General features: G+C 40.9%; 15 protein-coding genes. 6 read left to right on the plus strand and 9 right to left on the minus strand.

The window, feature by feature from the left end; translation table 11 throughout:
* Positions 1–12: 12 nt before the first annotated feature.
* Positions 13–1,206 (minus strand): phosphoglycerate kinase, encoded by a 1,194-nt coding sequence (locus HYG79_RS07855; protein ID WP_179241553.1) that lies wholly within the window; start codon positions 1,204–1,206, stop codon positions 13–15.
* Positions 1,207–1,427: 221 nt separating this feature from the next.
* Between HYG79_RS07855 and HYG79_RS07860 the strand changes: the two genes are divergently transcribed.
* Positions 1,428–2,603 carry a DNA polymerase III subunit gene (locus tag HYG79_RS07860; protein ID WP_179241554.1) on the plus strand — a complete coding sequence of 392 codons (1,176 nt, stop codon included), beginning with the start codon at positions 1,428–1,430 and terminating at the stop codon, positions 2,601–2,603.
* Positions 2,604–2,644: 41 nt separating this feature from the next.
* Positions 2,645–3,043 (plus strand): DoxX family protein, encoded by a 399-nt coding sequence (locus tag HYG79_RS07865; RefSeq protein ID WP_179241555.1) that lies wholly within the window; start codon positions 2,645–2,647, stop codon positions 3,041–3,043.
* Positions 3,044–3,097: 54 nt separating this feature from the next.
* Here HYG79_RS07865 and HYG79_RS07870 read toward each other — a convergent pair whose 3' ends face one another.
* From HYG79_RS07870 to HYG79_RS07900, 7 genes are all read right to left on the minus strand, one after another.
* Complete coding sequence (locus tag HYG79_RS07870; RefSeq protein ID WP_179241556.1) at positions 3,098–3,604, minus strand: OmpH family outer membrane protein; 507 nt, start codon at positions 3,602–3,604, stop codon at positions 3,098–3,100.
* 305 nt (positions 3,605–3,909) lie between these two features.
* Positions 3,910–4,737, minus strand: a complete 828-nt coding sequence (locus HYG79_RS07875) for a class I SAM-dependent methyltransferase (protein ID WP_179241557.1) — start codon at positions 4,735–4,737, stop codon at positions 3,910–3,912.
* Positions 4,715–5,275 carry a hypothetical protein gene (locus HYG79_RS07880; protein WP_179241558.1) on the minus strand — a complete coding sequence of 187 codons (561 nt, stop codon included), beginning with the start codon at positions 5,273–5,275 and terminating at the stop codon, positions 4,715–4,717. Before HYG79_RS07880 ends, HYG79_RS07875 begins: the two co-directional genes overlap by 23 nt.
* A gap of 361 nt (positions 5,276–5,636) precedes the next feature.
* Complete coding sequence (locus tag HYG79_RS07885) at positions 5,637–6,017, minus strand: hypothetical protein (protein WP_179241559.1); 381 nt, start codon at positions 6,015–6,017, stop codon at positions 5,637–5,639.
* Between the two features lie 92 nt (positions 6,018–6,109).
* Positions 6,110–7,978 (minus strand): tRNA uridine-5-carboxymethylaminomethyl(34) synthesis enzyme MnmG, encoded by a 1,869-nt coding sequence (gene mnmG, locus HYG79_RS07890; protein WP_179241560.1) that lies wholly within the window; start codon positions 7,976–7,978, stop codon positions 6,110–6,112.
* A 5-nt stretch (positions 7,979–7,983) separates the two neighbouring features.
* The gene (gene ybeY, locus HYG79_RS07895) at positions 7,984–8,403 is read right to left on the minus strand and encodes an rRNA maturation RNase YbeY (RefSeq protein ID WP_179241561.1); all 420 of its coding nucleotides are present in this window, start codon (positions 8,401–8,403) and stop codon (positions 7,984–7,986) included.
* Complete coding sequence (locus tag HYG79_RS07900; RefSeq protein WP_179241562.1) at positions 8,396–11,842, minus strand: DUF4175 family protein; 3,447 nt, start codon at positions 11,840–11,842, stop codon at positions 8,396–8,398. Before HYG79_RS07900 ends, ybeY begins: the two co-directional genes overlap by 8 nt.
* Positions 11,843–11,990: 148 nt before the next feature.
* Here HYG79_RS07900 and gltX point away from each other — a divergent pair, with 148 nt between their 5' ends.
* Both gltX and HYG79_RS07910 read left to right on the plus strand, forming a co-directional pair.
* A complete protein-coding gene (gene gltX / locus HYG79_RS07905) occupies positions 11,991–13,502 on the plus strand; it encodes a glutamate--tRNA ligase (protein WP_179241563.1) in 1,512 nt (503 codons plus the stop codon).
* A 187-nt stretch (positions 13,503–13,689) separates the two neighbouring features.
* Positions 13,690–14,625, plus strand: coding sequence for an SPFH domain-containing protein (locus HYG79_RS07910; RefSeq protein WP_179241564.1), 936 nt, complete (start codon positions 13,690–13,692; stop codon positions 14,623–14,625).
* A gap of 401 nt (positions 14,626–15,026) precedes the next feature.
* On the opposite strand, the gene HYG79_RS07915 is transcribed toward HYG79_RS07910, so the two are convergent.
* Positions 15,027–16,712, minus strand: a complete 1,686-nt coding sequence (locus tag HYG79_RS07915; RefSeq protein WP_179241565.1) for a glutamine--tRNA ligase/YqeY domain fusion protein — start codon at positions 16,710–16,712, stop codon at positions 15,027–15,029.
* Positions 16,713–16,988: 276 nt separating this feature from the next.
* Between HYG79_RS07915 and HYG79_RS07920 the strand changes: the two genes are divergently transcribed.
* Both HYG79_RS07920 and HYG79_RS07925 read left to right on the plus strand, forming a co-directional pair.
* Positions 16,989–19,250 (plus strand): T9SS type B sorting domain-containing protein, encoded by a 2,262-nt coding sequence (locus HYG79_RS07920; protein WP_228027964.1) that lies wholly within the window; start codon positions 16,989–16,991, stop codon positions 19,248–19,250.
* A 4-nt stretch (positions 19,251–19,254) separates the two neighbouring features.
* On the plus strand, positions 19,255–21,357 hold the full coding sequence (locus tag HYG79_RS07925; RefSeq protein WP_179241566.1) for a PorP/SprF family type IX secretion system membrane protein: 2,103 nt from the start codon (positions 19,255–19,257) through the stop codon (positions 21,355–21,357).
* The last annotated feature ends 359 nt before the right edge of the window (positions 21,358–21,716 follow it).

The following is a 21,716-nucleotide window of genomic DNA, read 5'->3' on the forward strand; positions in this document are numbered from 1 at the left end:
TCGATAACGTGCTTATTCACCTAATATTGCAGCGATTCCTGGCAAGGTTTTCCCTTCTAGGCTTTCTAACATGGCCCCACCTCCGGTAGAGACGTAACTTACCTTTTCCTGAAAGCCAAATTGCTTGACCGCAGCGACCGAATCTCCGCCACCTACTAGTGAAAACGCTCCGTTTTGTGTGGCTTCATCTATGTAGTTGCCTACGGCGATGGTTCCTTTGGCAAAACTTTCCATTTCAAAAACGCCAACGGGTCCATTCCATAAAATGGTCTTCGATTTTAAGATAACCTCTTTAAAATTTTCCAGAGTTCTTGGTCCGGCATCCAAACCTTGCCAGCCGTCTTCGATTTTGTCTACATCTACCACTTTGGTATTTGCCGAATCGCTAAAATCATCCGCTGCCAAAACATCTACCGGAATGTGTACTTCAACGCCCTTTTCTTTGGCTTGTCGCAAAATAGCCAAGGCGAGGTCCATTTTATCGTCCTCACAGATGGAATCCCCAACATTGCCCCCCTGTGCTTTTATAAAGGTATAAGTCATTCCGCCACCAATGATCAAATGGTCCACCTTGTTCAATATGTTTTCGATGATGGTTATTTTAGAAGAGACTTTGGCGCCCCCCAAAATAGCGGTGACCGGTTTTTCCCCGGTTTGCATTACCTTTCCGATAGCCTTTATCTCTTTGGCCAATAAATATCCAAAACATTTGTTTTCAGGGAAAAATCGGGCCACTACCGTTGTAGATGCATGTGCCCTGTGCGCCGTGCCAAATGCATCGTTCACATATATATCTCCCAATTTGGAAAGCTCTTCGGCAAAAGCTACGTCTCCACTGGTCTCCTCGTTGTGAAACCTTAGGTTTTCAACCATCAATATTTCACCGCTTTTTAAATTTTCAACAGCTGTTGTAGCGACCTCCCCAACACAATCTTCGACAAATTTAACGGTAACACCAATACTATCGGATACGGCGGCACAAATATGCTTTAATGATAAGTCCGGGTTTTTCTCGCCTTTTGGCCTACCCAAATGACTCATTAAGACAGCACTCCCACCATCTTCCAAAACCTTTAGTATCGTAGGTTTGGCAGCTTCAATTCTATTGGTGTCGGTCACATTGAAATCGGCATCCAAAGGCACATTGAAATCTACCCGTATCAGTGCTTTTTTATTTTCAAAATTGAAATCTTCTATCGTCTTCATATCATTAGGTTTAGGAAAAGGCAAATGTATGTAAAAAGTCGATAGATTTTGGATGTTCCACATTGGACTTTGTCGCATCACCTCTATTTTTTGGCTTTTCTTAACAGGTGGATGCACAGCGTCTCAAAAATATCAATTACCGTTATAACGATATATTTTGAAGCCCCGGCCCGCCAAGTGAATCTCTACATGTGTTCCTTTAAAAAACTTATCTTTGAAGCATGTTGTTCAAGAGCATCTTAGGGTTGACCCATATTAAAAACCACTTGGTCTCAAGCGCTGATGCGGGCCGTATTCCACACGCACAATTGTTCGTTGGGCCCGAAGGTAGTGGCACATTACCTATGGCCATTGCCTATGCTCAATATGTACTCTGCAAAAATACCGATGGCGAAAATACGGGAACCAACGAAGCTTGTAATACCAAATGCAGCTCCCTAACCCATCCCGATCTGCATTTTACATTTCCCGTCGCCAATAACGATACGATAAAAAGTCATGCGGTAAGCAATCATTTTATGGAAGAATGGCGGCAGTTTGTCAAAGAGCAGCCTTATGGTAATTTATTTGATTGGTATAGGGCCATCGGCATAGAAAAAAAACAAGGACAAATAGGCGTTGACGAAGCTCAGGATATCGTAAAAAAGTTATCCCTTAAATCTTATGAGGGCGGTTATAAGCTAATGCTTATATGGATGGCCGAAAAAATGAACATCGCTTCGGCGAACAAACTCTTAAAATTAATAGAGGAACCTCCGGAAAAGACCATTTTTATTTTAATGGCCGAAGACGAGGAGCAAATTATTCAGACCATTCGTTCCCGCTGTCAGGCACTTCATTTTCCGCCTTTGGCGGAAGAGGCGATTGCAAACGGACTTATAGAAAAAGGCTTAGTACGGGAGGAGGCCTTGCGAATAGCCCATGAAGCCAATGGTAATTTTAACAAGGCCATAGATTTAATGAACAAGGATTCCGAAGATCTTGTTTTCGAGAAATGGTTCGTACAATGGGTGCGAAGTGCTTTTAAGGCCAAGGGGAACAAAGCTGCAATACATGAGCTTATCCTATGGGGCGACGAGGTTGCCAAGACCGGGAGAGAGACACAAAAAAAGTTTTTACTGTACTGCCTTTCTGTAATGCGCCAAGCCTTGCTCATTAATTACAACACACAAGAACTGGCCTATATGAAAATACACGTCGAAGGCTTTCAACTCGAAAAATTTGCCCCTTTTGTACATGAAAACAATATTCAGCAGATAGCCGAAGAGCTCGAAGAAGCGATTTACCATGTAGAGCGCAATGGAAATTCAAAATTGATTTTGACCGATTTGTCCATTAAGCTCACAAGGCTACTGCACAAAAAGGCAAGTAAGCTGGTTTCAGAAAACGGTAGCTGACTTTTTTGATTTGAACACAATTATATATAGAAAAGAAAACTATGGAACATATTTTACAATACGCGACCGAGATTTTACTACTTCTCTTTTTGATCATAACTTTTCTACAAAGTGGTATCGACAAAGTATTTGACTGGAAGGGAAACCTTTCGTGGCTCAAAGGACATTTTGAGGGTACGCCCCTTGGGAGCCTTGTTCCTATTTTATTGGGCATTGTATTACTGTCCGAAGTTGTAGCGGGCATTCTTTGCGCTATCGGCATTTATCAATTGTTGATGCTTGACTCCAAAAGCATGGCCCTTTATGGTGCGATCATGTCTTGCGTGTCGTTGCTTATGTTGCTTTTTGGGCAACGTATGGCGAAAGACTATGAGGGTGCAAAAACCATAGCGGTCTACTTTATTCCTGCTATTTTACTGGTATTTATCTTACAGCAATAAAAAAACCCGGGCGATTTGCCCGGGTCATGCATTCATTTACGAAAGCACAATACGTTATTTCTTGTATTTGTCGTTCAAAATTTTGATGATTTCATCGGTTAGATCATTGGCCTCGGCACCGTAAAGAACGCTGCCGCCATCACCACCGGTCAAAATATAGGTGTAACCGCTGGTTTTGCCAAAATCCTTGATTTCTGCCTTAACTTTATTTACCAAACTATCCATCTCGGTTTGACCGGCAGTCTGTAATTGCAATTCTTCTTGCTGTAGTTGTTGCCCTATAAACTGTCCTTTTTGTTGCATCATGCCATATTCTTCCTGAGCTTTTTTCTGGTTCATGGTTTGGGCCTTTGCCTGAAAAGCCTGAGCCTCTATTTGAAAGGCTTGGGTTATACTATCCTTCTTTTTGGTAAATGCATCGGCTTTGGTCTTGAACTTTGCCTCAACATCAATTTTTTCCTGGTATTTTTCCATCAGCTTTACGTTATCAACGTAACCTATTTTACTTTGCTGGCAAGACATAATTCCCAATGCCGCTATGGCCAAAATCAATTTTTTCATTTGTTACTCTTTAATTTATTTTAATTAAGCTCTTTTACTTTTTTTGGATTTGCAAAAATAGGAAAGCTTTTTGAGATATATGCTACCTATTTTGTTTCGTATTATTTTTGCCCTGTTTTAAAAGAAAGCTGCGTGTTTTCTAAAAATGGGCTGTATAGGCAAAAACTATTGGTATATATTTGAACAATTAACGATTTCTATTAAAAACGAGGTTAAAAAAAGGTGTTTTTTTATACGTCTTTTGAAATACATGCTACTGCATGCCCAATGCCGTAAATGTTCGGCAAATCGCTTTAAAACAGTTTTCACCCTTTTTTAAGGATATATATATGGGAAGAATACTCTTTGGACTTCCAAGCACTTATATTGGAGATCAGCCCCCTCCAAAATGCGCTTAAAAAATTTTGTTTGCCCGTTTTGTATTTTTCCGATAGGAGCGCAACGTAAAACGAATCAAAAATCATTGGTTTTGTTTCGACCAAAATCATTTTTTGCTTTGCAAAGAGTTTTTGTATCGCATTCTTCGAAAAGTGCCAAAGGTGTCTCGGCACATCATAGGCCGCCCAAAAAGTGCCATAAAATTCTGCATCGTGCGACTTAAAGTTGGGAACGGCAACTACAAGTCTGCCTTCCTTTTTCAAAAGTGATTCCAGTTTTTGGATTTGCTCATCAAGGTCAGGCAAATGTTCCAACACGTGCCAAAGGGTGATCACATCAAACTGTTTATTAGATATTTCACTTAAATCCGAGTGGAGTTCAATTCCTTTTTGAGACGCCCGCTCTCGTGCCGGGGCATTTGGTTCAACCCCAGCAATCTGCCAACCGCTCATTTTTGCTTTTAACAAAAAATCTCCCGTTCCCGCCCCAACGTCCAAAAGTGTTTTTTCATCTTGGTCTATTGATGTAACGAGCTTTATTTTTTTTTTGATATTATACCTTTTTACGGTTTGATATAATTTATCGGTCAATGTATTTCGGGAATCCGTATGGGAAATATAGGTATCGCTTTCGTAGTATTTGGAAAGATTTTTGGGTCGGGGGGCTGTTACCAACATATCGGTTTCGGCATCATAAAGCAGCTCGAACGGCTCACCGGTAACCGAAAAATCCTTAGTTTTTAAAAACGACTTCATTGTGATTGTAGGTAGACGTGTATTCATTTTTCAAAGCGTGAAGATACTTTAAAACCGCTTCTCTGGAAAGAGAATCCATGCTCAGGCAATCTTTTTCCGTGTCGTTATACACCTCTATGGTGATATACCAATGTTCATTTATGACAGCATCTTCGTCGTCGTCAGCAAAAATGGGTTCAAACCCCCCAACTACCAAAGCCGCATTGTATGCAATATCGAATAAAGTCGAGATTTCGGTCAATGGTTTGCTATTTATCCCAACTTCATAGAAAGAGAAAAAAAATGTCTTCCCATCTACTTCAAAAGGCACATCATCATGTACATTTTTGTGTTTTAAATCAAACTTTGTGTTTATGAAATTATAAAAACAATAGGCGTCTTTATGGTCCTCAAAAATGAACATTTGTCGCTTGGGTAAACCCCGTTTGAATTTTTTCCCTTTAGAAACTTTGTAGTCTTCGATATCGGGTGCGATTCGTAAAGGAATACAGGAATGAAACAGGAACAAAAAGATGGGGAGCAGTAAAAGTCTTTTCATTTTTTGTCTTGTATTGGATATTATAGCAAGCTATCAAAAATTAAGCCGAAAACACATGATTTCTCAAAATTGAATATCCATGAAGCAATCAATGGGTATTTTGCCGTTATCGTTCTGGGCGACCTGTAATTGTAAAAAATTATTCACTATGTATTTCAACCCTATTGTTACTGAATAAGAATACACCTTTGGAAACGATTGGCATTCGCATGGATTATCTAGAGCCTTTAGACAGAGAATCCGCAATCATAAGTTAATATTGGAAGACTTAAAATTACCCAAAGCCCTTAAAGCTTTTGGAAAACCAAGGTTACTGCTACGATATTGGTGGTTCTGTATGCCGCTCAAAGAATATACCATCTTATTTCTTTTTTAACGAATATAGGTCTCCATTTGGATGCCTAAGGGTCAAATTACCATTCGCTAAACGATACTCCCAAGAGCCTCCCAATATTAAGGTCCAGTCAAAATCTGCGGTCCAAATGCATGTGTCCGTAAACACTATTTGGTTACTTGAGATAGAATACTCCCCACGATTACAAATCGCAGGAAATTTAGCGGTTTCACTTTCCCCCGTGTAGACGCCTTTATTTAATATCAGCTCCACATTTGAAACACTGCTCCCGCGCTCAAAAGTTCCAAAATATGCTCCTTGAATATCACCATTCGCATCGTCCGAATCACTGCAGCCCATAACGAGCATCCAAACAAATCCCAGAATCACTATGTGCAACTTTCTCATCCAACTCATTTTTATCAAGATAAATCATATTGGAAAAGGTTGCTTATATTACCGATATTTTTAATGGATTGTTCCACGTGGAACACTAAAGATCATCTTCCCAAATACACCAACAAAACACTAATGTCAGATGGAGAAACCCCGCTTATTCTTGAAGCTTGCGAAATAGTGACCGGCTTGATATACTCCAATTTTTCCCTAGCCTCAAACGATAAAGATTTGAGTTTGGAGTAATCAAAATTATCGGGGATTTTCACGTTCTCTAACCGATGTAGTTTATCGGCATTTACTTTTTCCTTGGCAATATAGCCTGAATATTTTACCTGCACTTCGGCCTGTTCCAGCACTTCCCTGTCCAAATTATGCTCTGAAACGAATGCCGATACTGCTTCCAATTGAAGCATATGGTTCATGGTGACTTTTGGCCTTGAAAAAACTTTGAACATCTTGTCCGATTGTTTGACGGACGAAGATGAGACACTTTCCAAAATAGGGTTCATCTCTTCGGGCGTATAACTTGTTTCCTTAAAAAAGGATACGAATGAAGCTGATTTTCGCTCTTTTTCCTCCATGCGTCGCAAACGTTCTTCTTTGGCCAAGCCAATCTTATAACCCTTTGGCGTAAGCCTCAAGTCAGCATTATCTTGTCGTAGAAGCGTTCTGTATTCCGCTCGAGAGGTAAACATTCGATACGGTTCTTCCGTGCCTTTTGTGATAAGATCATCTATTAAAACACCAATATAAGCTTCGTCCCTTTTTAAGACAAAGGGCTGTTTTTCATTGATTTTTAGGTGTGCGTTTATACCTGCCATCAATCCCTGTGATGCAGCTTCCTCATACCCTGTTGTACCGTTGATTTGACCTGCAAAATAAAGGTTGTCAACCAACTTGGTTTCCAAGGTGTGTTTTAATTGTGTTGGTGGGAAATAGTCATATTCAATAGCATAACCCGGTCTGAAAAACTTTACGTTTTCAAAACCTTTTACCGAGCGCAATGCTTTGAACTGTATGTCCTCGGGCAGTGAAGTTGAAAAGCCGTTCACATACACTTCAACGGTATTCCAGCCTTCAGGCTCCACAAATAATTGATGGCTATCCTTATCGGCGAATCGATTAATTTTGTCTTCGATGGATGGGCAATATCTGGGGCCGATACTTTGTATACTCCCATTGAACATTGGGGACCTATCAAACCCTTCTCTCAAAAGATCGTGTACGGTTTTACTCGTATGTGTCATGTGGCAGTCACGCTGTGACGTCAAAGTATGCGATTCCAAATATGAAAATTTCTCGGGAATTTCATCACCTGGTTGCGGAATCATTACAGAATAATCCAATGACCTACCATCTACCCTTGGCGGGGTTCCCGTTTTCATCCTTCCGCTATCAAAACCAAAATCGGTCAATTGTTCTGTTATTCCTATTGCAGCTTTCTCACCGGCCCTGCCCCCTCCAAACTGTTTCTCGCCAATGTGAATCAATCCATTCAAAAAAGTGCCATTGGTCAAGACCACGGCTTTGGCCTTTACGTCTAACCCTAAGGATGTCCTGACCCCAATGACTCTGTTTTTCTCCACCAAAAGGCCGCTTACCATTTCCTGGTAAAAATCACAATTAGGGGTGTTCTCTAAAGCCAGGCGCCATTCTTCTGCAAAGCGCATTCGGTCGTTTTGGGCTCGTGGACTCCACATAGCCGGACCTTTGGATTTATTAAGCATCTTAAACTGTATGGCGGATTTATCGGTCACAATGCCGCTATACCCGCCAAGTGCATCGATCTCCCTCACTATTTGCCCTTTGGCAATGCCGCCCATTGCGGGATTACAGGACATTTGACCAATGGTCTGAAGGTTCATTGTGATCAACAATGTTTTTGATCCCATGTTTGCTGCTGCTGCTGCGGCTTCAGCACCCGCGTGGCCGCCACCTACTACTATTATGTCATATTGTTTGTCAAACATAGCTTCTAGTGTTCCACGTGGAACAATTTCATTTTTTCGTTTTCTTTTTCTCTCATGATGACAATGTCGTCCTCAGATTTGTCATTAAAACCCATAAGGTGTAATACACCGTGTGCCATAACCCTTAACAATTCTTCTTCAAAAGGAACCTTGAATTTTATTGCGTTTTCATTCACTCGGTCAACAGAAATAAAAATATCGCCTGACACTTCTTTTCCTTTTGTATAATCAAACGTTATAATATCGGTAAACGTATCGTGATTTAAATACTGCTGGTTAACCTTTAAAAGGTAATCATCTTTGCAAAAAATAAAGTTGATTGTACCAAGACTATATTTTTCAGATCTGATAATCCTAGTTATCCAGTCGGTAAACTTTGCTTCGTTTTTTAAGGTGAAATCGGTTTCAAAATGGTAATCAATCATCACGTTTAAAATAGTTCTTCACCTTATTTTGGAAAATTTGCTGCAAAGGTAAGGTTTGTCTATTTAAAATTTCGATTTCATTCTGATAATTCTCTAAGAGTGAGGGCTTGGTAAGTATCGGGTTTTGAAATGATTCTGTGTTTGTATTGCTCTCCCGTTCCGATTTTTTACCCTGCTTCATAGCGGCGTTTTCCAACTTCAACAACTCATATTGAATCGTATTGATTTTATTCAGGTTGCGCTGAGTTACACCATTCTCCAACAAATCATTCTCGAAATCCTCCATTTGGCGCAGTAATTTATGACCAAGCTTTTTATCCTTTTGATTTATCATGTCCTCTAGCTGCTTTTCTAACTGTTGCCTAATGTTCTGCTGCTCTTTATATATTTCATAAAGTTCTTTCAATTCTTCTTCACTAGGCTGCTGGCCTACTCCTTCTCCGTTTTCTTTACCTTGTCCCTTACCATTGGCTTTGCCACTTTCCCCGTTCTTCCCGTTTTCGTTTTCACTACCGTTCCCGTCTTTTTGCCCTTGTGCATTTTTGCCCGCTTTAGCTTGACCGGGTTTCTCACCGCCGCTTTTCTTGCCCTCGTCTGCTTGTGGCTTTCCCTGCCCTTGCTTTCCCATTCCTCCCATTTTTTGCTTTAACTGCCCTTGGCCCTTGATGATATCCGGTAATTGAAAATCTTCGCCTTTTCCTTGGCCTTTACCCGAATTCATGCTCTGTTGCATATTGTCCAGTAATTTTGCCAAGAAATCAGCCAAACCATTTGAGGCGTTCAAAACGTATTTTTGATATGATACTCCTTGGTATATTTGATTTTCGGCCATACGGTCTAGCGACTTGTCAATGTTGTAATATACCTCGGTTATTTGTTCGTTTACGAATTCGGAAAGTTCCGGTTGCCGGAGCGATAATGCAAAAAGGCTATCATCTACATGTTCAAAAAGCTCACGTAAATGTTGCTGTTGCCTTACCGTGTTGGAGAATTGAGAGACATCGACATCCATCTCTTCCATGCTTTCGTATAGGCTTTCCTGCTTGAAGGAAAACGTAATCAGGTTATCCAAAATCTGTCGCAACATTTCTGCGTCCTCAGAAACCGATGAACCACCACCTGAAACCGACTGTTGGGCCGCTTCGCTCATTTCTCTCATTTTTTGGGCGGCGGCCTTTTGTTTTTGTTTTGCTTTATTGGCGCTGTTCCGCTTTTGTGGGGAATCCGAGGATTCATCAGAACCTTGGTGCTTTTTTATTTCTTCTAGAGCGTCTTTTTGATCATTCTTGACACTTTCGGCCTTTTTTTTGTCGAATTGTATATCGATTGGTTTTTTAAGAGCCTGGTTATCCTTCTTCAACTCATCGAATTCCTTTTCCAACTCATTAAACTGTTGGTTCATTTTCTCTTGTTCGGCATTCGTTGACTTCTCGCCGATATCTATTTTAGATAAAACCTCTTGTTTTTCCGCCAGTTTTTCCAAATCCTTGGCGAGTTGATTGGCCTTCTCGGTTACATAATACCGCTTGGTCAGTTCAAGTAGTTGCTCTAACCCCCTTTCGCTATTTTTCTGCTTTTTACCCAGTTCTTCCAAACGTTTGGCCAGTTCTTCCTTATTTATTTTTTCAGCTACTTTATTAAGTTCTTCCAACAATTTCTGATTTTTTTTAGCCTCTTGCTCCTGTCGTTCCAAACGCTCCTTCAAAAGTTGGTTAAGTTTGCTGTCCGTTTCGGTTTTGTCTAAATTTTCCTTCAGCTGTTTGCTGAACTTTTCCATAAGCTGTTCTTGCTGTTCCTGCTTTTGGAGAAAATTCTTTATTTGGTTTTTATCGTTAAAATTAAGTTGGTTCTTCTCTTTTTGCTCCTTATTGATTTCTTTTAAGGTCTCTTTTTGTTCCTTGTATTTTTCCAATGATTTATCCAGATTACCTATTATGGCTTGCTGGCTCTCCAGCTCTTTGTTCCGCAATTCATCATCGTTCAACAATTGTAGGCTAAAAACTTTGCTCTTGGCCGATTTCCCATTATGTATCGCATCATTATCAATAGCCTCAAAGTAAAAGCTGTAGGGCACGCCAGCTTCCAACTGCAGGCCCGATGGGTAGGTATAGTAAAATTGTTCGAAGTTTTTATTGGGCTTTCCCAATTCTATAATTTGTTTGGTGCCTGGTTCATTTTCGGGATAACAGATGAGCCGCAACCTACTTAATTTGTAGTCATCGGAGGCTTCCCCGGTAAAATAGGCAATGTTGGGGTTTAATGAGTCCAAAATCCGTTTCACCTCAATCTTGGGGTAGGCATCCTTAATAACGGTAAAATTATAGTTCAGCTTTTCGTATTCTCGCACATTGGCATTTGACGTTGATATTTGATACCGAAGATTGCGGTATATACTTTTTTTCAGTTCAAATACGTTTTTGGATTTTATGAACAAAAGCATGGTGTCTTTCGTCAACAGGTTGACGTTATCAGTGTGTTTGCCCCTAATTTTCCAAGTTACGACCGTACCTTCGGGAAAGATAGCATTTCCTGTGCTTTTGATGGTTTCCGATGGTTTACTGGTATAGTTTGGATATGTCAGATGCAGGTCAAAGTTTTGGATAGATGGTGTTTTTAGGGCATTCAAACTATATTCCCTTGATTGTATACCGTTCGCTATAAAATAGAAGGTGGATGATCGTAGCGGTGGTGTAAACGTATATTGATACAGACCGTTTTGCTCCTGCAAAAGCATTTTTCTACCGTTTAACATGATAAAGACCTCCTCGGGCTTTACAGTTCCCTCGGTCATCACCTGTATCGTAAAGGCTTCGCTTTCAAGAACATCCAAATTGGAAGAAAGTAATTTAAACACAAAGGGGGCTGGCGGCTCATAGGCCAAGTCATAGTTTACCACCCTATCTGCAGAGCCAAAAAAAGAGCTTAGATTTCCGGATAGCCCCAAGACACCCAAAATTAATATGGGCACTGTCAAATATTTGACATATTTGAGGTTTTCCTTGAAATTCACGGCCTTTACGAACGGTATGGGGTTCAGATTCCGCGAACGCTGTTCAATACTGGCCAGCAAAAGCTCGGACCTGTCAGTATCTTCAGCTAAATCCAAAAGGTTCAGCAACCGGTCGCCAACATCGGGGAAGTGCTTACCAATAAGTTGGGACGCCTCTTTATTGGTGATACCCTGTTTTAAGCGAAAGAGATAAAAAAGTGGGGTCAGTATATATTTGAACAGTAAGAGAGACTCTACACCAATACAAAATAACAAGAGCAAAAAACGCCAAGTAGAGTTAAGCCAAAGCAGATATTCTATGCTCAAAACCAATATGAGGAACAAGGCGCCCAAGGCCATAAAAAGAAGTATTCCCTTGACCAACATTTTGGAATAGTACTTTCTGGTAAACTGTCGTAGCTTCTTGAGGATGGAATTATAACTGTTCAATTTCAGGAATTTTATTACCAAGATACTTTATGTTGGTAATTTAAATATCATAAATCCTGTTAAAAGGCACGTAAATAGATGTTGAAGACGGTTGCGCCTGTTCGTTTTTTCTTTCTACAATCCTATCTTTGCATATCAAAATAGATTTATGAGTCAGAAAGTACGTGTTCGTTTTGCACCGAGTCCCACGGGGCCTTTACATATTGGCGGGGTTCGTACCGCCTTGTTCAATTATCTTTTCGCCAAAAAACATGATGGCGATTTTATTCTACGCATTGAAGATACCGATCAAAACAGATATGTTGAGGGGGCCGAAAAGTATATTGTTGATGCCCTCAACTGGTGCAATATCCCATTTGATGAGGGTCCCGATAAGAACGGAGGCCATGGCCCATACCGTCAGAGCGAGCGCAAGCACTTGTATAAACAGTATACCGAGGCATTGGTTTCTATGGGAAAAGCCTACTATGCCTTTGACACGGCCGAAAAATTGGATTTTCACAGGAAAGACCACGAAGCCAAGGGAAAAACCTTCATTTATAACTGGCACAATAGGCTCAAACTGGATAATTCACTTTCGTTGACCCCCAAAGAATTAAAGACCAGATTGGATACAGGTGAGGATTACGTAATTCGGTTTTTGACCCCACCGGACGAAAAATTATATCTGAAGGATGTCATACGCGGCGATATTGAAATAGATACTAACACCTTGGATGATAAGGTGCTTTTTAAAAGCGATGGTATGCCTACCTATCATTTGGCCAATATCGTTGATGATCATTTAATGCAGATTACGCATGTTATCCGGGGAGAAGAGTGGTTGCCTTCGCTGGCTTTGCACAAACAATTGTATGATGCCTTTGAGTGGAAAGCTCCGGTATTTGCCCATTTACCCTTGATCATGAAACCTGTGGGCAAAGGCAAGTTGAGCAAGCGCGATGGTGAAAAATTGGGTTTCCCTGTTTTTCCGTTATCCTGGAGCGAGTCCGAGGGGTATAAAGAAGCGGGGTTTTTTCCTGAAGCGGTAATCAACTTTTTAGCCATGCTGGGCTGGAATCCCGGTACGGAACAAGAGATCTTTGACCTGGAAGAGCTTGTTCAAACCTTTAGTTTGGAACGTGTGAATAGATCTGGGGCCCGTTTTGACCCTGATAAGACCAAATGGTATAATCAGCAATACTTACAGAAAAAAAACGATGCCGAACTTACCGGATTATTTATCCCTGTTTTGGGAAGGCATATTGATTTAAGTCTGGACATCGCCCAACCGGAAAGGGTTCAAAAGATTGTTGCATTGGTTAAAGAACGGGCGACTTTTGTGTCTGACTTTTGGGAGCTTTCCGATTATTTCTTTGTTTGCCCTAAGGAATACAATGAGAAAGCAGTGAAGAAACAATGGAAAGAAGACACCCCAAAACTTATGAACCAACTGGTATCTATTTTAGAAAATATAGAGGATTTCTCTTTTGAACATGTGGAAACCAAAGTAAAATCATGGATTAAAGCGCAAGACCTCTCTTTTGGAAAAGTGATGCCTCCTTTACGATTGTTGCTGGTCGGTGACATGAAAGGACCCCATATCTTTGATATCATGGGCATGATAGGTAAACGGGAAAGCATCCATAGAATTAAAAATGCAATTAATGTGTTGGGTTAGGCAGGCTCTCAGATCTTAATCCGCAATTGCAGATTCATCTCTTTTCTACGGTTTCGTTCTACAGAAAAGAATTGTTCCTATGACTATCACTATTGCTTAAAATAGGCTTGTGTAACAAATTTCAAAAAAAAGATACAGATATAGTAAAGTCTTGTTATCTTCAATTTTAAACTTAAAACACTAAATTATGGGAAGTCTCAGTTACATTATTCCAATTGGTATTGTTCTCCTATTGGTCTTTTTTTCAACGGTTTTCATCGTAAAGCAACAAACTGCGGTCATTATTGAAACCTTCGGGAAATTTACAAGCATCCGCCATGCGGGCATTCAATTTAAAATACCGTTCATTCAGCGAATCGCGGCGAGAGTTGGGCTAAAAATTCAACAGTTGGATGTTATTATAGAGACCAAGACCTTGGACGATGTTTTCGTAAAGCTAAAGGTTTCGGTACAGTATGTGGTCATTAAAGAGAAAGTCTATGATGCCTTTTACAAGTTGGAATATCCCCACGACCAAATAACCTCTTTTGTTTTTGATGTGGTGCGCGCCGAGGTGCCCAAAATGAAACTGGACGATGTTTTCGTAAAAAAAGACGATATCGCCATTGCCGTAAAGCGCGAACTACAGGAATATATGTCCGATTATGGGTATGACATAATAAAGACCTTGGTTACCGATATTGATCCTGATGCCCAGGTAAAGCAGGCGATGAATCGTATCAACGCATCGGAACGTGAAAAGATTGCCGCCCAGTTTGAAGGGGATGCGGCCCGTATACTTATCGTAGAAAAAGCAAAGGCGGAAGCAGAGAGCAAGCGCTTACAAGGGCAGGGTATCGCCGATCAAAGACGTGAAATTGCCCGAGGTTTGGAAGAATCCGTAGAGGTTTTGAACAAAGTGGGCATCAATTCACAGGAAGCATCTGCGCTTATCGTAGTTACCCAACATTATGATACATTACAATCCATCGGGGAGGAAACCAATACCAACCTGATTTTGCTGCCCAATTCGCCACAGGCCGGCAGCGATATGTTGAACAACATGGTGGCTTCGTTTACCGCTAGCAACATGATCGGGGAATCTATGAAGAAAACCAATGTTAAGACAAAAGACAAAGAATAGTGCTTTTTACATTTTAAGCAAAGAACCCCGCCTTAGCATGGTGGAGTTCTTTCGTTAATGGCATTTTGCTATTGGTCTTGATAAATTTTTGAGTTTGAACGAATTTTAGGCAAATCCTATATTTAATTTACAAATCAATGTCGCATCTCTTTACATTGAAAAACTGATTCAATTGGTATTCTTTGTTTTCAATACAGATAAGGCAACAAAAAAAATAACTAGGTCTAAAATTTAGCTTTGATGTGCAAAAATGGATTTTGAGGCATGTTATTGTGTTTTTTCATAACTAAATGAACCTATTTGCCGCTGAAAGCGCAAAAGTTACTGAAACGGCTTAAAAAAAGACCGAATTCAATAAGAAATACCGATTGATATATTATTATGGATAGACGAAAACTATGTCAGTCTTTCTGTTGAATCTTGGCCCAAGAATCCCGTAGGCCAACAGTTCTATTGAACACTAATTTTTTAGAGGTTGAATCCGGGTCAACACAAAAATAACCCAAACGTTGAAACTGGACCCTATCGCCAATCGCTGTGTCTTGTAAACTGGGTTCCAGATATCCTGTAATTACTTCAAGGGAATTGGGATTAATAAAATCCATAAAATCTTTATCCTTGTGGGTGTCCGGACTCTCATCGATAAACAAGCGGTCATATAACCTTACCTCAGCTTCCAAGGCGTGTTCAATCGAGACCCAATGCAGCGTTCCCTTTACCTTGCGCAAGCTCTCATTAGTGCCGCTACCGCTTTTGCTTTTTGAATCATAGGTACATTGAACTTCAGTTATATTCCCATCGGTATCTTTTGTACAGCTTTCCGCTTTTATGATATAGCCGTTCTTTAAACGGACTTCCCCACCTAGTTTAAGGCGAAAGAATTTTTTATTCGCCTCTTCCTTAAAATCAGCCTTTTCGATATACAGCGTTTGAGAAAAAGGAACTTTTCGAGAGCCGGCAGAAACATCTTCGGGATTGTTTTCAGCGTCCAGCCATTCCGTTTCTCCTTCGGGGTAGTTGATAATCACAACTTTTAAAGGATCCAAGACCGCCATGGCCCTTGGGGCGATTTTGTTCAGATGTTCACGCACATGAAACTCCAGCAAAGAGACATCAATCAAGTTATCTCTTTTTGCTATGCCTATGGTGTCGGCGAAATTTCGAATGGATTCTGGTGTGTAGCCTCTTCTTCGCAGTCCCGAGATAGTGGGCATACGTGGGTCGTCCCAACCGGTGACAATGCCTTCTTCCACCAACTTTAATAACTTTCTTTTACTTACAACGGTGTGGCTTAAATTTCTTCGGGCGAATTCCCGTTGTTTGGGCCTAATCTTGCCCTCTTCCACAACCTGATCCAAACACCAATCGTACAGTTCCCTATGCATGGCAAACTCGAGAGTACACAATGAATGTGATACTTGCTCAATATAGTCGCTCTCGCCGTGTGTCCAATCGTACATTGGGTAAATACACCAATCGGTATTTGTTCTATGGTGTGCTTTGTGCAAAACCCGATATAAAATAGGGTCCCGCATAAGCATATTGGACGAGGCCATATCTATTTTTGCCCGCAGCACATGGGTGCCTTCCTCAAAATCGCCGCATTTCATGCTCTCGAACAAATCCAAATTCTCTTCAACCGTTCTATTTCTGTATGGGCTTTCCGTTCCCGGTGCATTGGGTGTGCCCTTTTGGGTTGCCATTTCCTCGGAAGATTGGCTGTCCACATAGGCTTTTCCATCTTTTATCAACTGAACGGCCCAATCATACAATTGCTGAAAATAATCGGATGCATAGCACTTCTTGTCCCATTCAAAGCCCAACCAAGCGACGTCCCGTTTGATAGCGTCTACATATTCCTGTTCTTCCTTGGCGGGATTGGTGTCGTCAAACCTAAGGTTTACCGGAGCATTATACCGCAGGCCCAAGCCAAAATTTAGGCAAATTGAGCTCGCATGGCCAATGTGCAGATAGCCGTTGGGTTCCGGTGGAAATCGAAAACGCAAATCAGCTCTTGAAAAGCCGTTTTTCAAGTCTTCCTCAACAATGTGCTCTATAAAATTCAAGGGTTTTGAAGCCTCTTCCATACCATCAAAATTTGAAGCACAAAAGTAGGAAAAATGGCCGGATAAAGGCTCATGGGAAACGGCATACCATGCAAAAAATGGATTTCACAACGATTTTAAAGAACACTACAACATAAAATTTCTTGAAGTCCCGTTATATGCCATATTTGTTGTTGAGTCGTATGGTAGCTTGTCGATCAGTCGTAAAAAAGAACAATTAACCAAGAAATTGTACGTTATGTCGGTACCCATATCCCGTTCATACTCAAATTTTTAGTTTCCCAAAACTACCTACTTATGAAAACAAAATTACTCGACAAAGTATTCTTTCCCTTGGCAATCCTTCTGCTTATGGGAACTTCACAAACGTATTCACAAACACTTAATGCCCCTACTGCTGCACCGAATCAAACACCTCCAATCGGGTCAACGCCATGGAGCTCTGCGTGTGCTTCAAGCACATTCAACGATTATTGGGTGAATTTCAAATGGACGCCACCAGTCGTAAATTCGGGCAACGAGTTTATTCTTGAACTTTCCGATGCTTCCGGTGATTTTAGCAACCCTATTGAATTGGCCAAAGACGGTACAAAAAACACGAGTTTTGATTTCTTCTTTCAATTTACATTGCCTACCGATACCAGAGGAGAAGGCTATAAAATGAGGGTTCGGAGTACCGATCCTGCTATAATAGGGGCGGAATCCGAAGCCTTTGCCATGTATTATAAAGACTTTGACTCACCTTCGCTTATTAGCGAAGATGGTAACGGCACAATACCCCCGGGCGGGGCAATACAAATATGCGACGGGGCTTCCATTGTGCTTGCGCCACACAATATACCTGCTGCCAATACCTATCAGTATAATTGGTACAGGAGCGGAACTTTATTGGCCGAAAAATCATTCGAATTGACCGTAAATCAAGTAGGCATGTACCAAGTAGAGGTAGATTACGGTACGTGTTCTATTTCTGGTGGTGGCACGCTATCCAATATAATTGATGTTACCTTGGGCTCTAGTCTTGGTCTTGCTATCAACCCACCTAGTAAAACAGATTTATGTAGTGGTGAAACTGCTTCGTTGCAGGCCAACATTACAGGACAAGGATTGACCTATACATGGTTCAAAGATGGTGCTGCCATAACTTCCCCTACAGTAGATGCTGACACATATATTGTAGATGCCTCTGTAGCGGGGTTTGAAGGCGATTACACTGTTGAAATAAGTGGCCCCGACACGTGTTTGGAACTTTCTTCCGCAATAACCATTACCAATGCGGGTATTTTTACCGTAACCCGGTCAAACCCCGAAAATATGGTGCTGTTGCCAAGCCAGCCCTTAAATTTGAGCGTAACTACCACGGCAGGTACGCCCGTATATCAATGGTATAGGAACGGATCCGCAATTTCTGGAGCGAATGCTGCTTCATTGGAGGTTTCACAAGAGGGGACGTATTATGCTGAAGTGTCCCAAAGTGGTGGTGCCTGTGCTTCGACTGCCATTAACTCGGAAACGACTACGGTAGTCTCACCAGCTTCCTTTGTATTGGTAGCCGATTACGCATCAACCTATGCTGCATGTGAAAACCCTAGTATTGTATTGGAAGTAGAAACCATTAACGCCGTTGCTACCGATGGCACGGTGACCGATGTGACATCAGATTTGATTTCAAGCTTTACCTACCAATGGAAAAAGGATGGTGTTGCCATTCCGGGTGCAACATCCTCGAATATCAGCCTTACAGATATTACTGAAAACGGAAATTATGAAGTTGATGGTGAGATAACCACCTATACCGCTACATCAAACCCACTTCCGGTACAACTTATCGTAAATGAAACCTTAACCATTACCAGTACAGGTGTCGTAAGCTGCGGGCCTTCAGAAATCATAACCATGACCACAACAACCGATTTGACCGGACAAAGTTTTGATTGGTTCCGTAACGGTACAAATCTCAACAATGGCGATGCTGTTTTGAATATCACCGAGCCTGGAACATACCAATTGGTTTTAGACAGAAATGGATGCCCCTTGCGTTCCAATGAAATCATAGTCTCACCCCTAGATCCGGCTTTGATCAGTTTGGATTCCGATACCGATGTCATATTCCCGGAAGGTACTACAAGGACCGTAACAGCTTCTGGTGGAACTGCATACCAATGGTTTGATGCCAATAACGTAGCCATTTCAAATTCCAGTTCGGTAACCTTAACGGAAGAAGGTGAATATACACTTTTAGCCAACATAGATAACTGCCAAATAACGAGACAATTAACTGTTACATATCAAGACACCTTTAGGGTGCCCAATGTAATCACTGTAAACGGTGATGGCATTAATGACCAATGGGTGATACCCAACACATACTCCAACGACCCAGAAGTAAATGTTATCATTTATAATGGTAATGGGGAAGAAGTTTTTAATGAATTTGATTATCAAAATAACTGGCCTGCTTCATCGGTAACGTTCCAAAAACAAAATATGGTTTTTTATTATACCATTAGGAACGCCAACGAAACCTTGAAGCAAGGCACAATAACCGTTATACGCTAGACCAATGCTTACCAAAAGATTAATATACTTATCGTTATTTTTTCTTGCGCTAACCCATATCAATGCCCAAGAAGAAGACCCTTTCGTAACTTATGACGTTCCTTCACAGAACTTATTGAAGTACAATCGGTTTCTTATCAACCCGACCTTTTCCACGGTCAGAGAAGACAAGTCCTATGTTAATCTTTTGCATCGAAACCAATCCGCTTCGTTTGATAACAACAATCAAGCTTATTTTTTAAGTTACAGCGGTAGAATAAACGATAGAACCGGTCTGGGATTAAGCCTTTATACACAGAGGGAAGGCACCATAAGCAATTTTGGTGTTCTGGCCAACTATGCTTACGGCATTAAGCTAAGTGATAAAAGTAATTTTACTTTTGGCGCTAACGTATCCTACTACAACAGTGGTTTTGATGAAAATAGAGCCACTCCGGTTGACCAAGACCCCACTTTACTGGGGCTACAAGATAGTAATCTGTTATCGTTTCAGCCTGGTTTTAACCTTTCTTATAATAAATTTGATTTTGGTGTATTTGCTGAAAACCTGTTTGATTATAATTTGAAGACGAATGAGTCTATCACAGAATTCAAGGACAAGACTTTTTCAACGCATCTACAGTATACCCACGATTTTAAAAATGCCCAAGGTGTTTTGGAGGGTGGTAGGCTAATGCCGTTGGCAAGAGCCCGCAAGGTTGGCGAGGAAGATTTGGTACTGGGAGGAAACCTGATTTTGGACCTGCCGAAAATTGGTTGGCTACAAGGGGGTTATGATAGCTTCTATGGAGCATCGGCCGGTGTAGGATTTAACCTCAACCGTAGGCTTTCTTTGGGATATACAATGGAAAAGGGGCTTTCCAACAACTTTGATAATTTTGGGGTCACCCATGAGATTTCGTTCGCATATTCGTTTACGCCCAACTTGACAGAAGACAGGGTAATGTTGGAAGAGGATTTTGAAGATGACCTGGTTGCTAATGATGTGGAGCCTCAAACCGAAGACTTGACCACTAAAGACGAAGAAATCGAAGAACTAAAAAGGCGTCTCGCCGAAAACGACGCCATTCTTGCAGAGCTTATGTACCGTCAAGATTCTATTGAGTCTGGCAGGGAAAGTGACTTGGAACGAAGGTTTGAAATGGTTATGCGAATGGTACGTAACGAAACCAATGGCAATAGACCCGATTTAGAGGAAAAAGCCAAAAAAGTATATTTCTTGAATAATGATAAGAGTGCTGAAAGCACCGCCGTGGCCTCTATCGATACCAGTGAAAAAATCGATAAAAAACCAATTGGTACAAATAGTGGAAATGTAGCAGAAGATGTTATAGCCGTTACCAAAAATACCAAAACCAAAAATATAACGACCCCAATAAGAACAGCAAAAAAGGACGCTGTAGCCGTTTCTTCCAACTCTTCAAAAAAAGTAGGTGTCAAAAGCAGAAAGTTTAAAAATTTAGAAGGTGTTGATGATGGCTACTATATAGTGGCCAATGTGTACGAAGGAGGGTATTACCTAAATAAATTTGTGAACGATTTAAATGAGCAAGGGGTTCCAGCGGATTATTTTGAAAACAGGAACAACGGCTTAAAATATGTGTATCTGGAGCGTCATGATACCTGGGAAGAAGCTGTTGAGGCCTACAAGAGCGATGTCGGCGGAAACTACCGTGGCGATATGTGGATTATGAACGTGGATAACAAGTACACCAATGAGGCCTATGCGAGCAACGTGGATAAAATCAAGGAAAAATCGTCTAAGTACGGGACAGATGTTTTACAGAAAAATGTAGTCGTGAAAGACAAAATGGCCTCTGCCGATATAACACCAAAAAATCTTAAGCTCAACGGTGTAGGTTCCGGATATTACATCATAGCCAACGTTTTCGCCAGTGCAAAAAATGCCAACAGGTTTGTAAAGTTGTTGAACTCTCAAGGGCTCAGTGCCGGGTATTTTATCAATCCGGAAAACAATTATCGCTATGTTTACTTAAAAAAACATGAATCTTGGAACAATGCGCTTATCTCTTATTATTCCAAACTAAACAGTGCCTATGATGAAAAAATGTGGATTATGCGGGTAACTCCGAATTTAGTTACATAACCCATATTCAGTATAAAAAATCAGACCCCGACGAATTAATCCGTCGGGGTTTTCTTTTAGTGTACGTTGTATGATTTCGGCTTATGAAATTTATGGCCACGCTCGAACGTAGTTCTTAAACACCATGATTTGACCGGTGAAAACCTTGGTGCAATAACCCTTTGAATATACAAGAACAAATCAAGGGCGAGCTTGTTATTAAAGAGGTGTTTTTTTCGAAAACAACGGTGGTTACGAGGAATCAAACCTTGTTTTACATGGTTTTCACAACATAAATTTACGGGGCTACAACATTAAATTCTATGGGTCATGATTTAGGTTAATATTTGTTATTGGTTATTCTCGAATTGTACCGTTTT

This window comes from Costertonia aggregata, assembly GCF_013402795.1.
In the GTDB taxonomy this organism is placed as follows: Bacteria; Bacteroidota; Bacteroidia; order Flavobacteriales; family Flavobacteriaceae; genus Costertonia; species Costertonia aggregata.